The 15,818-nt window shown below is 38.3% G+C and carries 15 protein-coding genes; all 15 read left to right on the top strand.

Translation table 11 applies throughout. The features are described from left to right. The first annotated feature begins 77 nt into the window (after positions 1 to 77). Entirely contained in the window at positions 78 to 227 is a 150-nt protein-coding gene (locus tag T479_RS10565; RefSeq protein ID WP_024361697.1) for a hypothetical protein, read from the top strand. Between the two features lie 200 nt (positions 228 to 427). Beyond that, a complete protein-coding gene (locus T479_RS10560) occupies positions 428 to 583 on the top strand; it encodes a hypothetical protein (RefSeq protein ID WP_024361698.1) in 156 nt (51 codons plus the stop codon). Continuing rightward, positions 580 to 750, top strand: coding sequence for a hypothetical protein (locus tag T479_RS10555; protein ID WP_024361699.1), 171 nt, complete (start codon positions 580 to 582; stop codon positions 748 to 750). The genes T479_RS10560 and T479_RS10555 overlap by 4 nt, the downstream gene beginning before the upstream one ends. A 359-nt stretch (positions 751 to 1,109) precedes the next feature. Further along, positions 1,110 to 2,831, top strand: coding sequence for a sensor domain-containing protein (locus tag T479_RS10550; RefSeq protein ID WP_025219517.1), 1,722 nt, complete (start codon positions 1,110 to 1,112; stop codon positions 2,829 to 2,831). Between the two features lie 307 nt (positions 2,832 to 3,138). Beyond that, complete coding sequence (locus tag T479_RS10545) at positions 3,139 to 3,651, top strand: GNAT family N-acetyltransferase (protein WP_227665440.1); 513 nt, start codon at positions 3,139 to 3,141, stop codon at positions 3,649 to 3,651. A 95-nt stretch (positions 3,652 to 3,746) separates the two neighbouring features. Continuing rightward, positions 3,747 to 4,424, top strand: coding sequence for a DUF6946 family protein (locus T479_RS10540; RefSeq protein ID WP_025219515.1), 678 nt, complete (start codon positions 3,747 to 3,749; stop codon positions 4,422 to 4,424). A gap of 267 nt (positions 4,425 to 4,691) precedes the next feature. Then, a complete protein-coding gene (locus tag T479_RS22825) occupies positions 4,692 to 6,734 on the top strand; it encodes a helix-turn-helix domain-containing protein (RefSeq protein ID WP_025219514.1) in 2,043 nt (680 codons plus the stop codon). A gap of 367 nt (positions 6,735 to 7,101) precedes the next feature. Beyond that, a complete protein-coding gene (locus T479_RS10530) occupies positions 7,102 to 9,270 on the top strand; it encodes an acetate--CoA ligase family protein (protein WP_025219513.1) in 2,169 nt (722 codons plus the stop codon). Positions 9,271 to 9,274: 4 nt separating this feature from the next. Further along, positions 9,275 to 9,730 (top strand): MaoC family dehydratase N-terminal domain-containing protein, encoded by a 456-nt coding sequence (locus T479_RS10525; RefSeq protein WP_024361705.1) that lies wholly within the window; start codon positions 9,275 to 9,277, stop codon positions 9,728 to 9,730. A 67-nt stretch (positions 9,731 to 9,797) separates the two neighbouring features. Next, complete coding sequence (locus T479_RS10520; protein ID WP_024361706.1) at positions 9,798 to 10,220, top strand: MaoC/PaaZ C-terminal domain-containing protein; 423 nt, start codon at positions 9,798 to 9,800, stop codon at positions 10,218 to 10,220. Positions 10,221 to 10,240: 20 nt separating this feature from the next. Beyond that, a complete protein-coding gene (locus T479_RS10515; protein WP_025219512.1) occupies positions 10,241 to 11,404 on the top strand; it encodes a thiolase C-terminal domain-containing protein in 1,164 nt (387 codons plus the stop codon). 11 nt (positions 11,405 to 11,415) lie between these two features. Then, the gene (locus tag T479_RS10510) at positions 11,416 to 11,829 is read left to right on the top strand and encodes a Zn-ribbon domain-containing OB-fold protein (protein WP_025219511.1); all 414 of its coding nucleotides are present in this window, start codon (positions 11,416 to 11,418) and stop codon (positions 11,827 to 11,829) included. A 35-nt stretch (positions 11,830 to 11,864) separates the two neighbouring features. After that, positions 11,865 to 13,061 (top strand): acyl-CoA dehydrogenase family protein, encoded by a 1,197-nt coding sequence (locus T479_RS10505; protein WP_025219510.1) that lies wholly within the window; start codon positions 11,865 to 11,867, stop codon positions 13,059 to 13,061. 19 nt (positions 13,062 to 13,080) lie between these two features. Then, on the top strand, positions 13,081 to 14,217 hold the full coding sequence (locus tag T479_RS10500; RefSeq protein WP_025219509.1) for an acyl-CoA dehydrogenase family protein: 1,137 nt from the start codon (positions 13,081 to 13,083) through the stop codon (positions 14,215 to 14,217). A gap of 105 nt (positions 14,218 to 14,322) precedes the next feature. Then, entirely contained in the window at positions 14,323 to 15,792 is a 1,470-nt protein-coding gene (locus T479_RS10495) for an aldehyde dehydrogenase family protein (RefSeq protein ID WP_038510314.1), read from the top strand. The last annotated feature ends 26 nt before the right edge of the window (positions 15,793 to 15,818 follow it).

Raw genomic sequence — 15,818 nt, 5'->3', positions numbered from 1 at the left:
GAACAACATAATCTGTTATATATTAAATAAAAATAAAAACAACTGTTATAAAACAGTTTGTGCAGGAGGAATTGTATATGTCAAAGTATCGAGATGGTTATGAGTTTTATTGTGAAATGTGTGAACGTTATGGGCTAGAGCCAATTTCATTCCGTTATTACATTATCCAATTATCACAGCAACAACTTTCAGCTTATAATATGCAAGCAAAACAACTTGGAATTTAAAATAATCGCTACAAAGGATGTGGTTATAACGGACGCCAAAGTGAATAGTTTATGAAAAGCCCAGCCATACTAAATACATGGACTGGGCTTTGATTAATATGAAAGAAATTTCAGAAATATTATTGACTTGAGTCGATATCTGTTATATATTATTTATACAAATAAACAACTGTTATAGTACAAAGAGAAGAGGGAAATGGATGGCACATTATAGAGAAGGTTATGAGTTATATTGTAAAAAATGCGAGCAGTTTAATTTAGAGCCTATTAATTTTTATTATTATATGAATAAGTTATCTCAGGAGCAATTAGCGTGCTACAATGAAGCAGCACACGAAAGGAAGTTATTGGCATGACGGACTATCGACAAGGCTATGAATTTTACAGACAGATTTGTGATCAACATGGATTAGAACCAATAAACTTTCACTACTATATATTAAACTTATCACAAGAACAACTAGATGCTTACAATGAACAAGCAAAAATTGTGGGAGGTCAAATTGAATATGAAGTGTCTTAACATGTAAAAATGCCTTGCTGCCAGCTGTGACAGTAAGGCATTTTTAATTTTTTATAAGAATCTATTTTATTGTTTTAAAGGTAAATAGTATAACGATAGTTTTAATAGTAGGACAAATGTAATTATTGAGATTGGTAAATTGTCGAATGAAGTGCGTTTAAAGTCATTCTTTTTTGTCTAATTTATTGAAATCTATAAAATTAGATAATTGTAGATTTTATATTTGGGTTGAATTAACTGCTTTTCTAAGACTATAATATAATTACATAAAAAAGGGCCAGCTACCACAACTTTATACCTCACTATTATGTAAAGAAAAAGTACTAAACCCTCTTATTTTAATGAACGGAGAATGAAAAATGATGAATATCACGCCTGGTAGTATTAATCAAGTTAACTACAGCCTGAAAGAATTACAAGATATTTTTTCAGCAATGAATAGTTCGATCATTGTTGCTATTACAGATCGGACCGGAAAAATAACATTTGTTAATGATCATTTTTGTAAAATCTCGAAATATAAGCGTGAAGAATTAATTGGACAAGATCACCGTTTACTAAACTCAGGTTTCCATCCTAAATCTTTTTTCAGAGAAATGTGGAAATCAATTGGTAAAGGAGATATGTGGAATGGTGAGGTGTGCAATCGCGCCAAAGATGGTAGCTTATACTGGGTGAAAACAACAATCATTCCTTTCCTCGATGATAATAACAAACCTTATCAATATATTGCCATTCGAGTAGATATTACTGCACAAAAGGATATTAAGAAAATTACCCATATTGCTTATCATGATGAATTAACAGGGTTACCAAACCGTCGTAAGTTAGAACAACGTTTAGAAAATGAATTCCATCAATCTCGACGTACAGGTGAGAAGTTTGCGTTATTTTTCATTGATGTGAATCGTTTTAAAAACATAAATGATGGACTTGGCCACATCATCGGTGATATGTTCCTTGTGGAAATGGCAAATCGTATTCGTAATGTAGACTACACATCTAACTCTTTCTATCGCCACAATAGTGATGAATTCGTTATGATATTAAATGATGTTTCACGAATTGAAGAAATGGCAAAAGAAATAATTGGGGTTTTCGATGATAGCTTCATCGTAGACGCTTACGAATTTTATGCAAGTATAAGCATTGGTATTAGTGTTTTTCCGGATCATGCCAATACAATAGAAGATTTATTAAAAAATGCTGATATAGCGATGTATGCTGCAAAATCAACTCGAGGCAATCAATATCGACTTTATAGACATAATATGGATGAGGCAAATGATAAGTGGTTACTACTTGAAACCAAACTACACCAAGCATTAAAAAAAGATATACTAGAACTACATTACCAGCCAAAAATTGATTTAAAAACAGATCGAGTTGTTGGGATGGAAGCTTTACTGCGTTGGTACGATCCTGAATTAGGACAAATGCCACCAGATCGTTTTATTCCGTTTGCTGAAGAATGTGGACTTATCAATGATATTGGTGTTTGGGTATTACATAAAGCTTGTGCACAAGTATGTGCATGGAACAAAACATTTCATTCAAATTTAAGCGTTGCTGTCAATATATCACCCATTCATATTAGCACACCTGGTTTTGTTGAAATGGTACGTGATGTCATTGCAGCTACAAAAATCGATCCGCATTTATTAGAAATCGAAATTACAGAGATGAGTATGCTAGACTATACGGAAGATTTAATTAATACTATTGAACAGTTAAGAGCATTAGGGATTACTATTGCGTTAGACGATTTCGGAACAGGCTATTCATCCTTAAATTATTTAAAAAAATTCCCAGTAGATGTGTTAAAAATCGATCGCGCGTTTGTTCGTGATATTTTACCAGAGAAAACAGGGATTGCAATGATTTCCGCAATGATTTCCTTGGCTCATGCATTAAATCTCCAAGTAGTAGCAGAAGGTGTCGAAGAAGAGGCTGAATTAAATGTACTGCGAGAGCATGGCTGTGATTTCGTACAAGGCTATTACTTTAGCAAACCACTATCGGTGAAAGATTTTACCACAATCATCTTAAATCAATCGCCAACAAGTAAATCTAACTCCTAAATGGGGCTAGATTTATTTTCTTAAATATAGTTTACATAATAATATTATTGTATGAATTGTTGCTGCAAGAAATTCATGGTATAATTTGGTTCTAACAAGTTGCATTCAGGGAAATTGCTTAAACACTTAATCAATTCGCCTTTGCTCTTGCTAAAAGAACGATAGACGTGCAAACAGCAAGCTGTTATCAGCTAAGATTGCTTGCATTAAATCTAAACAATAATGAAATGGGAGTAGCTGCCAATAATATATACCTATTTTAAAATTTTTGTCTAATAAAGATGTCAAAAATGATAATAGGAGAATCATGATGATTGAATTGAAAACAGCAAGATTAAGAATACTACCGCTAAGTGCAGATAATCTAAAATTACTTATTGAGAATCCAAAGAAGTTAGACCTACAATTTTCTTTCATTGAATCAAGTAGTTTTCTAAGTATGGAACTTCAACAAGCTATGGAAATTCGACTTTCTAAGTTACTACGTGATAAGGATAATTATATTTGGTATACCAATTGGTTCATCGTCTCGCATAGTCAAAATTGTAGTGTTGGGGGGATTATGGTAAAAGGACTTCCAAACAACAATGGAGAAGTCATAATTGGGTATTACACTTTACCTGAATATCAAGGAAACGGCTATATGACAGAAGCACTTGAAACAATGAAAAATTGGTTGTTAAATCAACCCAATGTGAAGTGTGTTATTGCGGATACGGAAAAAGACAATATCGCATCCCATAGAGTATTAGAAAAGTCCGGTGCGAAATTGTATAAAGAAACAGCTGCATTATATTATTGGAAATTTACCCAAAAATAGTGACTTAAAAAAGAGCCTTCATATCAAAAAATGAAGACTCTTTTTGCTATAGCAAAATATGAAATGAATTATAAAAATAATAATGAGGTGAGCTAATGGGCAAATTTTTTGTACCGTCAAAAGGCATACTGTCGTGGAAAGAATACCTTGCAGATCCTCTAAAGCAATGGAAAAAAGGATGCTCTGCTTTTGAATTAGCTGTTAGTTGGGAGAATGCGAATAATTTGCCATACACCGTGGACAATGTATTGAAAAATAGTAACATTACTTTATTTCACAATATTGAAGTATTATTTGGGTTTCCTGAATACAAGGTAGCTTTACCTGGAAGAAATGCAAGTTCACAAACGGACCTTTATATACTCGCAAAAGCGCATAATGAACTTATCCCGATGATGATAGAAGGGAAAGTAGCAGAACCTTTTGGAAAAACTGTTGATAGCTGGTTAGGAGACAACCCAAGTGAAGGAAAAAGGAAAAGATTAGCTTATCTACTCCAATTATTTGCTTTAGAAGAAGAGTCGGTGAAAAAGATAAGGTATCAGTTATTACATCGAGCAGCATCCGCTTTAATAGAAGCAAACCGAGTAAATGCTCATAATGCCCTAATACTAGTCCATTCTTTTAGCAAGACTGCCGCATGGTTTGAAGATTTCGTAGCATTTGTTGAGCTGTTTCATATATCCCCGAAGCAAAATACGATTGTTGGTCCAATACAGTTTAATCACGTAAATTTGTATTTTAGTTGGATAACAGATGTAAAAAGTATTTAAATGGGCGCTTTTGCGGACATATCATTAGCCGCACCCCCCACTCCTATCAACTCGAAACGGCATCGGTTTTTCGAGCCATTTTGCCTACACCCGAAGACCTCTTTATTTTCAAAGAGGTCTTTTCGTTTTTAATAGATACATAGTTACTTTAACACTATCTAAAATATAAATATAGAATATTCTGTTAATAGGTGTTAAAATGACCATTATACACATATAGTACAAGTTATAAGTCATCTGGGTTCGCATTTTTTCAAGGAGGTATTCATGATAAATAAAAATGATTACGACAATGTTGCCTTTAACCAATTGGAAATGCTACGAAATGAGATTAATCGGACTACAATGAATCGAAAGTTGGTCAATAAAATTGATAACTATTATGTACTTTGTATCTACGAACAACAAAAAATAGCGAGTAATGATCAAGCGACGAAAGAAATTACGTTGACAAAAAATGTGATGTCCAACTCGTTTGTTATTTGGGATCGTACCTATAAAGAGAGTGAACAGCTATTTATGAACTTACGAATTTCTTCTAGAAATCGTGTTATCACTGAAATTGCCAAAAACATCGTTTCGTTTTTACTGCAAAAATATGAGGACCAACTAAATGAAACGCAGAAGCGGACGTCAATGCATAATAACGGACTTCATTACGAGAGATATATTCATCGAATGGAGCAAATGATTAAGGCGAACACATTTCTAGGTGAAGATAATGCGTGGGAAGAGTTTTGCTCATGGTTTCAAGTCTACTTAACAGAGTGGGTACTGGAAGAACTAGAAAGTACGTTAGGCTCTGAAAAGGTGCATCAGTTGAGCAGTCAGGAATTAAATAACTTATTTTATCAGCAAATAACGAAAAATCTAGCATCTAATGCATCGTTTATTTCAAAATATACAAATATCGTCAATCATTATATGGCGCAATGGTTTCATACTATTATTGCATTAATGAAGCTCACGGATTTAAACGCTCAAGAAATTGCTTCCATGCTTCAAATCGCAAACTCGAGTAACGAGGATACCTTACCACATAGTAAAAATTTAATTTTTTCATTAGGGGTAGAACAGCACCTCCATGTCATGAATAATGCACCGTATCAGTATGTCCGAGAAGCATTATATAAAAATAGTTTTCAATCCATCGACACTACACCTTGGCCGACTACACCATTAGTCAAAGGACATGTAGAAGGCTTAATCCAATTACGCCCGTTTCAATATAATGACGGCCCTATCGACACACATACAATGATTGAACAAGCCCAAAATCTAGCACAAAGCTTAACGGATTTAGACGTTGATATGTTTGATGCCTTATGTAGTATCTTTCTATCTAAAGCAAGGTATGTTGAAGATATTATTGAAATCCACTTTAATGATTTATTGAGGATTCGTGGTTTAAAGCCGAAATTAGGAGGCGAAGGGCGAAGAGGTGGGTATGAGCAACAACAAAAAGACAAAGTTTTGCAATCGCTTACAAAAATTCAGAGCTTATGGCTCGAATTAAATAAAGCAACGATTTATGAAAAAGGCAAGCCTGTTCAAACACAACTACAAGGACGAACATTTCTTTTTGTCGATGAAAACCGAAATGAATATAATATTGCTCGTATAGACAATCAAAAAACATTTACGGTCACAGTCGATAAAATTTTTACAAAGTATCTTTATGGCTCTGGAAGGCAAATTGCCTTGTTACCGATTCAAACGTTGCATTATAACCCCTATAGTCAAAAATGGGAAAAAAGATTGGCACGCTATTTGAGTTGGCGTTGGCGAACGCAAGCAAGAAAGGGCGATTTCTTACAGCCAAATAAAATCCGAACGTTGCTAGAAGCAATTGGAGAAAATATCAATGAACGTACACCTTCTCGCACGAGAGATCGCTTAGAAAAAGCGCTAGACCAATTACTCGAAGATGGCGTTCTTGCTGCATGGCATTATCATAAATGGGATGAATCCATCGCCAATCATAAGGGATGGGTGCGCTTATGGTTAGATGCTACGATTCTTGTTGAACCACCTGAACTTATAAAAGAACAATACCGGTCCATTGAAAAGACAAGAAATACAACACATTCTATAAGTTATATCCAAGATAGCGTACAACATAAAGACAAGGGGGCTACTATTGGCAATCAATTGCGAGCCATACGCAAACAATTTAATCTATCGCTTTTACAAGTTTCTGAAGAACTTGAAATTTCACCTTCATATATAAGTAATATCGAGCGAGGCATCAAAACCCCTTCTGTCAAAATTCAAAACAACATAAAGCGATGGCTTCAAAAATTTCATTAAAAGAATATTGTATTAGCATAAAGCGACCTATCTATCGTTTGAATACGGTATATAGGTCGCTTTTTTTATTCCCACCTATATCCGCTTCTAATCTTCATTTATAGTTAGCTCCTATTGCCATTTTTACCGTTATCCTACCCTTAAGTCGAGGTCATCGTGTGTAGAAGTCGTGGTTAATGTGTGCATTAAAGAAAATAAAAATATTTTAGCCCTTGCCTTGCCTACGCTATTTACTTATTTTTCTTTTTTTCACTCCCTAATAATTAAATTATTTTACAGCTTCTTTTTTTCCTTGTCTTTAAAACGTGTTCGATACAATGGACAACATAATCAAGTGTTTTCTATTATTCGAAACCGAGGTGAAATAATGAAGAAAGAATTAAAGGCTTATGAAACGTTAGAACCTTTGTTTAATCCAAAGTCTGTGGCAGTACTAGGCGCCTCTACCAATCCATATAAAATTGGCTATATTCAATTGAAAGCGCTAATCGATGGTGGATTTAAAGGAGACATTTATCCAATTAATCCGAAAGCTAGTGAAATAGAAGGTCTGCCATGCTACCCTTCGATCACAGCTGTACCCGATGAAGTAGATTTAGCTATATTTTGTGTAGGGGCAGAGCAAATTCAGGATAATCTCCAAGTATGTGCTAAAAAGAAGGTGAAAGCTGCCATTATTTTCGCATCTGGTTTTGCTGAAATTGGTGAAGAAGGTGTCATGTTACAACAAGATTTAGCGACCATTGCGAAAGAACATGGCATTCGTATTATTGGCCCGAACTGTGTAGGGCTAGTGAACACAACGAATGGTATGATTGGCACATTTTCACCAGCGATTTTGGCAGTGCCATTGCATGAAGAAAAAGCAGTAGGCTACGTTTCGCAAAGTGGAGCATTTGGCGTTTTAACATATATGGCCGCTGCACAAAAAGGGTTAAGCTTTAATTATTTTGCAAGTGTCGGCAACGAAATGGAAACAGAATTTTCGGATGTAGTGGAATATATGATTCATGATCCTAAAACAAAAGTGATTACAGGCTACCTAGAAGGGGCCAAAGATATTAAGAAGCTTCGACGTTTAGCAAAAGAAGCGCTGAATCGCAAAAAGCCAATCGCGTTAATGAAAACGGGCAGAAGTACAGCTGGCAGTAGAGCAGCTGCTTCACATACAGGCTCCTTAGCTGGTTCAGATTTAATTTATGATGCATTTTTTAGACAAAGTGGCATTGTCAGAGTCGATGACTATGAAGATATTATTACTTTTTCAAAATTATTTTTATCCAATCGACTCCCACAAGGGAAAAATACGGTGTTAATTACTAGTTCGGGTGGACGGGGCATTAACGAAGCAGATCGCTGTGAAGGTTTAGGCTTAAACATTATACCACTAAGTGAAAAGACGAAGACTGAGATTAAAAAGCACATTCCTTCTTTCGGAAGTGCTAGCAATCCAATCGACTTAACGGCAGCCGCTTCAGTAACCAATCCCGAGCTGTATATAGCGCCATTACGAGCACTCATTGCTGATCCAGAAGTGCATAATATTATTTTAACGGAATTTCCATTGTACTGGGAGGCGGATAATCCATACCTTCAGGAGTTTATTGAGCTATGTAAAAACTCGGATAAATTCGTTTTTATTACAACATTCCCATTGGACGGTATGTCTGTTCCTAAAGGGAAAGAGACGCTTGAGAAAAATGGCATTCCCGTTATACCAGGTGATTTAAATCCAATTAAAGGTTTAGCGAAGCTTGTAGAATATAGCGAAAGTTATCGAAAGCATCAGCAAAAAACGCACCAACAAGAGGACACGACAATCAAACGGATAGACATTTCACATATTCGTGGAACAACACTAAGCGAAGCACAAGCTACGGACATACTCGATGTCTATGGCATTCCCACAACGAAACGTACGGTGGCTACTACAGCAGAGGAAGCGGTTCAATTTGCCAATGCTATTGGATATCCTGTTGTCTTAAAAGTCGATTCAGCAGATATCCCTCATAAAACTGAGGCCGATGCTATTCGTCTTAATGTGCAATCAGCGAACGAAGTAATGAAAGCGTTTACTGAAATTTATCACAATGCGAAAACCTATAAAGCCGATGCGCAAATCAATGGTATTGCCGTACAAGAAATGCTACCAGAAGGAACAGAGGTGATTATTGGCGCGACAAAAGATCCGAATTTCGGTCCTGTCGTTATGTTTGGATTAGGCGGTATTTTTGTTGAAGTCTTTAAAGATATTTCATTTAGGGTCGCACCACTAACGAGAGCTGATGCCGTTGAAATGATAGAAGAAGTAAAAGGGAAAGCGCTTTTAAAAGGAGCACGTGGCAAAGCACAGAGTGATATCGAAGCCATTATTGATGTCTTACTCAAGGTATCGCAGCTTGTTACGGAAAATGAAGCGGTGATAGAAGAATTAGACATCAATCCTTTAATTGTTTACGAAGACGGTGTAAAGGCGGCAGACGCGATGATTGTCATCAATAAAGATGTAATAGAAAAGTCAGTAGTCGGGAGGTAAATAGATGGAACTAGATCAACGTTTAATTGGCTTAACAGGACCCCACTATGTTTTTGAAGTAGAGAAAAGGCATATTCGACAGTTTGCACAAGCAATCGGCGATCCAAATCCATTATATGTGGATGAAGCCTTTGCTAAATCAACCAGTTACGGTGGTATTATTGCCCCGCCGAGCTTTCCAGTTGCGATAGGTGCTGACAGTGGACAAGGCATTAACTTGCCATTGGATTACAGTCGCATGCTACATGGTGAACAAGAGTTTATTTATCAACGTCCAATTCGCTCTGGGGATCGTTTGCATTGTCAGATGAAGGTAACAAATGTCTATGAGAAAGAAGGCAAAAATGGAACAATGCAGTTTTTAGTAATGGATACAGAAATGAAAGATGAAAACGGGGAGCTTGTCGTCATTAGTCGCACCAATATCATTTATCGCGCATTAGCCAGTGCTAAAGCGTAACGATACTGTTGAACGAAGATTTACGCTCTTCGTTCAGCTTTCACTCGATAACTAAGGGGGAAAAATCATGCTTCAATTGAAAGAATTACAACAAGGGCAAAAGCTGGCACCACTTGTGAAGCCTGCTGTTACGAAAGTTCAGCTTGTCAAGTATGCGGGTGCATCAGGGGATTTTAATCCTTTACATACGGATGATGCATTTGCTCAAAGTATTGGAATGCCTGGCGTGATTGCACATGGAATGCTTGTCATGGGCTTTCTAGGTCAATACGTTATGGAACTTGCTGGTACATCTGCTACGCTTACGAATTTTAAAATGCGTTTTGGTGCGATGACGAGACCTGGTGATGAAATTACCTGCTTGGCTATCGTCAAAAAAATTTACCAAGAACAAGCAAAACAATTCGTTGATTTGGATTTGTATGCGGAGAAAGCACCAGGGAAAATTGTAGGGTTTGGTGAAGCGACACTACAACTGATTGAACTATAGGAAACAAGGAGGTTGGCAATATGGCTACTATTAAAGATCGCTATGCCATTGTGGGGGTAGGCGAAAGTGAACGTTCAAAAAATTCGGGTACAACACCTTTACATTTAGCATTAGATGCTGCCCGAGCTGCATTAAAAGATGCAGGTTTAGAAGCGCGAGAAATTGATGGTTTTATGAGCTACTCGGAAAATGATTCTTGTACATCACATCAACTAGCAACCTATTTAGGAGTACGACCAAAATATGTAAAAGATATTATGGGCGGCGGCAGTAGTACAGAGATGTTAATTGCGGATGCCATTGGCTTAATCGAAACAGGTCAGGTCAATACCGTACTTATTTACCGTTCAATGAATGGCCGTTCTGGCGTTCGAATGGGCGGAGGTGGCTGGGATGTCAATATGCTACAAGGTGCGATGGATGGCGGAAGCTTTTTTATTCCGTATGGAGCTGGTGGACCAGGGCAATGGTTCGGTTTATTTGCAACGCGTCATATGCAACAAACTGGACTGACACATGAGCATTTAGGACATGTTTGTGTCAGTTTTTATGAGCACGCACAACGGAATCCGAAAGCCTTTTTCTATGGTAAACCACTTACGATGGAAGAGTATTTAAAGACACCACCTTTAAGCTACCCATTCTCAAAGCATGATTTTTGCCTAGAATCAGATGAAGCCAATGCGATTATTGTCACATCCGCTGAAAAAGCAAAGGATTGCAAGTCAAAGCCTGTCTATATTATGGGTATTGAAGCGAGACGCACGGTATCACATGCGCATTATTGGACGAATTTAGATGAAGTGGCATCTGACTTTGTAGCGCCTTCTCTTTATAAAAAAGCGGGGGTGACACCACAAGATATTCAGGTCGCTTCAATTTATGATTGCTTTAGTTGGGTTGTATTACGGCAGTTAGAAGCATATGGCTTTGCAGCACGTGGCGAAGTAGGTGATTTCGTGGCGAGTGGCAACCTAAAAATGGGAGGAAAGCTACCAACGAATACAGCAGGTGGCATGCTTTCAGAAGGCTATACACATGGTATGAACAATGTGCTGGAAATTGTTCGTCAAATTCGTCATGACTATCAAGGAACAGATCGACAGGTGAAAAATTGTGAAATCGGTATTTGTACGGGTTGGTCTGGCCCTGATATTGCAGGTGCAATGATTTTAAGAAATTAGGAGGGAAAGTCATGTATCAAAAACCAATTCCACTGAAAACACAAGATAATCAACCATATTGGGATGCGGCTGATCGCCATGAGTTAATGCTACAAAAATGTCAAACATGCCGTGCCTATAACCACCCGCCAGGTCCGGCTTGTGCAAAATGCGGGTCCACAGAACTGAACTGGGAAAGTCAAGGTTGTCATATTACAGGAACTATTTATTCCTATGTGGTGTCCTATAGACCTTTCTTACCGGGCTTTCAAGACGATTTGCCAACGATTATTGCGGTCGTACAGTTAGACCATTTACAAGAGGTAAAGATTATCGGCAATGTGCTGGAGTGTCCACCAGAGGAAATAAAAATCGGCATGCCTGTGAAAATGATATGGCAAGATATTACGGAAGATCGTGCGCTTCCTCAATGGATACAGGCTTAAGTAAATCTTAAATATTTATAGAAAGGGATGATTCGATGGATTTTTCATTTACGGAAAAGGAAGAACAATTTCGCCAAGAGTTAAGAACGTGGTTGGAAGCGAACTTACCTGATGGATGGTTGCAAGGAGACGTGCAACTTGATAAAGAATCGAAAGCATACGAGTTATTTTTAAGAGATTGGCAAAAGAAACTATATGCAGGTGGTTGGGCAGCGATTGCATGGCCTAAACAATACGGTGGCCGCAATGCAACGTTGATGGAAGAAATTATTTATCAACAAGAAATGGTACGGGTGAAAGCGCCACCGTTAATTAATTATGTGGGACTCCATATGGTTGCACCGACTTTAATGCAAATCGGTTCACAAGCACAAAAAGATCAATACATTGAAAAGATTATTACGGGGGAAGAAGTTTGGTGCCAAGGTTATTCAGAGCCAAATGCAGGTTCAGATGTAGCCGCTATTCAAACGACTGCAGTAAAAGATGGGGATCGTTGGATTATTAATGGACAAAAGGTATGGACGAGTTTCGGTCATGTGGCAGATCGTTGCTTTTTAATTACAAGAACGAGCCGATTGGAGAAAAAACATAAAGGTATTACGGTGTTTTTGTTAGATATGCATCAGCCAGGAGTGGAAACGCGACCAATTGTTTCAATGGATGGTCAAAAAGATTTTAATGAAGTGTATTTAAATGATGCTGTCGCTTACGATGCCGAAATTATCGGTCAAGTAGATGAAGGCTGGAACGTTATCATTGCACTGCTAATGCATGAAAGAACGGGAATTGGTGGTCAAGTATTTACGTTAGAACAACAATTTCATGATTTAGTTACATTAGCGAAGGACGTAAGTGATGATAATGAACCACTGATCAAAAATCCATTTATTCGAAAAACAATGGTGGATCTGTATACTCGTTCTCGTGGTTCCCTGTTAAATTATTATCGTAATTTAACGAAGCAATTAAAAAATGGTCATCCTGGTGCAGAAAGCTCGATGGATAAGCTGCTTGTAAGTGAATTGACGAAAGAACTGTTTGCTCAAGCCATTTCGATGCAAGGTCACCATGGCATCTTATGGAAAGAACATGCATTGATTGATCGCTCCTATTGGCAGGACAATTATTTATACTCTTTTGGTCAGACGATTGGTGGGGGCACAAGTGAAATACAAAAGAATACCATTGCTGAGAGAATACTAGGTTTACCAAAGGATATGGGTCGATAAAATAGCGGGGGTGGCTGATATGGATTTTTCGTTAAATCAAGAACAAGAAATGTTTCGAAGTTATGTACGCAAATATTTAGATGATGTCGGTCAAACAAAAGTGGCACGTGAGTTTACAGAAGGCAACACTAGCTCATTTCAGAAGCTGTATGCTGGCTTAGCTGAGCTTGGCTGTACGAGTGTCAATGTATCTGAAGCGCATGGCGGTATGGGGCTAGGTCAGTTAGATTTAGTGCCTATTCTAGAAGAGATGGGTCGCGCATTGCTACCAGGGTTATTTTTAGAAACGAACGCTTTAGTTGTACCATTATTGGAGCAATTCGGTACAGCGCAGCAAAAAGCGAAATATTTATCAGCGATCGCGAGTGGCAACCATACATTTACGGTGGCATGGTTGGAGCCTGGCGGTAACTACAAGCCTTCTAATGTGCAAGTACATGGCACATTAGAAGGCGACGTTCTTACGTTGAATGGGGTGAAAGCGTTAGTGCCTGATGTAGAGCTAGCAAATAGCTTACTTGTTGTCGTGCGAACGGCAGAAGGGCAAGACAAGCAAGGAATATCACTTGTAATTGTTGATTGTAATGTAGCTTCTTTGCAAGTGCAATGTCAAAAAAATATGGATGAAACACGTTTGCTTGCAGAAGTGACGTTTCATAATGTGCAAGTATCAAGTCAGCAAATTGTGGGCACTGTTCATCAAGGGTGGGACGCGTTGCAAGAAGCTTTATTATCGTTTAATGCAGCGCTTTGCTCTTCAATTGTTGGCAGTGTAGAAAAAATTGTAGAAACGGCAGTTGAATATGCCACGATTCGTGAGCAGTTTAATCAACCAATCGGCAGATTTCAAGCGATTAAACATCGTTTAGTCGATATGAAAATGGATTTAGAAACAGCTCGTTCATTAGCTTATTATGCAAACTGGACGATTGAAAGGGATGCGGAAGATAAAGTTGAAGCGGTTTCAAGTGCTCGCTTATTTGCAACGGAAGCATTTATAAAAGTTGCATCTCAAAGCATTCAAATTCATGGTGGCATCGGCTTTACAGAAGAAATTGATTGTCATCTTTATGTGAAAAGAGCGCGTTTCTATGAAAATTATCTTGGCACTACACAGCAATATTATGAGCAGACAGCAGTGGCATTAGGTTGGTAGCATCAAACCGATTTTCTTGCGTCTTAACCGTTGGCAACGGCATCGTTTTCCTAATAGAAAGTAAGTCATCTTGTATTTGAAAGGGTGGGAAAAACATTGAAAACAATGCATACTTTGAAAGACTATCAAAATGTCATTAATGGGAAAGTCATTCCATCATCTTCAGGTCATAAAATGGATAGCTATAATCCAGCAACAGGCAAGGTTTGGGCAACCATTCCTTGTAGCACGGTTGAAGATGTAGACGCGACAGTGCATGCCGCACGAACAGCCCTGCCAGATTGGTCAGCTCTTTCTGCTAGTGAAAGAGCGGGTTATTTACGACGTATTGGTGATGCCATAGCCCAATATGGAGATGAATTGGCTGAACTAGAAACAATAGATAATGGCTGGGTAATACGGGAAACGAAGTACGGACTTATTCCGGTACTTGCAAATATGTGGTATGATGCGGCCGCGGCTGCTATCCATGTAGGGAGTAAAGGTGAAACCGTGCAACTTGGGCCGAATACAATAGGGTTTACAACACGGGAACCTTTTGGCGTTGTCGTCGGCATTATTCCTTGGAATTCAGCTTTATGGACATTTACGGTGAAAGCAGCGGCTGCCCTTGCAGGTGGAAACACGGTTATTATTAAACCATCAGAGTTGGCAGCAGCAGCCCCGCTTCGCTACGGTGAAATTCTTCAAAGTATCTTACCACCAGGCGTCTTAAATGTTATTTCGGGCACAGGTGCGGAAGTAGGCGATGCGCTTGTAAAACATCCAAACGTGAACAAAGTGAGTTTAACAGGATCGGGAAGAACGGCGCAGGCAATTGCGCAGTCCACTGCACAAAACCCTAAGTCGATGGTATTAGAATTGGGTGGGAAGTCACCTAATATTGTTTTCGAGGATGCAGATTTAGCGAAAGCTGCCAATGGTGTCACGGTCAATGGGATTTTTACTGGTAATGCAGGTCAACTTTGCGTTGGCGGTTCTCGTATTTTAATTCAACGTTCTGTTTTAAATCAAATGATTGCTTTGATGAAAGAGGAAATTGCTACGCATATTCAGTTGGGGGATACTTTAAACATGCAAACACCTATGGGACCCGTTGCCAATGAGATGCAATATAAAAAAGTTTGTTCGTATATTGAGCTTGGGCAACAAGAAGGCGGAGAAATCCTGATTGGTGGACGCTTCGGCGGTGCTAACTTATTACCAGGTCAAGATACATTGGCTGAAGGCTATTGGATTGAACCGACCTTAATCAAAGTAGAAGGTAATAACTTACAAGTATGCCAAGAAGAAATTTTCGGACCCGTTGCCGTGGTAATCCCATTTGATACGGAAGAAGAAGCACTGGCAATTGCAAATGATACAGAATACGGATTAGGAGCTGGTATTTGGACATCCGATTTAAATCGTGCACATCGCATGATTCGCGCAATCGAATCAGGCAATGTTTGGGTCAATACGTATCGAATCGTTGGCACAGAATTACCATTTGGCGGTCAAAAAGCGAGCGGTTTTGGGACAGACTCTGTACGCGAATTTACACGTGAAAAAACGTGCTATATCCAAATTGGCTAGTAGGAAGCCAACACAAAAATAGACAA

It is taken from the genome of Lysinibacillus sphaericus (genome assembly GCF_000600105.1).
GTDB classification, from domain to species: Bacteria; Bacillota; Bacilli; order Bacillales_A; family Planococcaceae; genus Lysinibacillus; species Lysinibacillus sphaericus.
The sequence above is the reverse complement of the archived record's forward strand: the minus strand, read 5'-3'. Positions and strand labels throughout refer to the sequence as shown.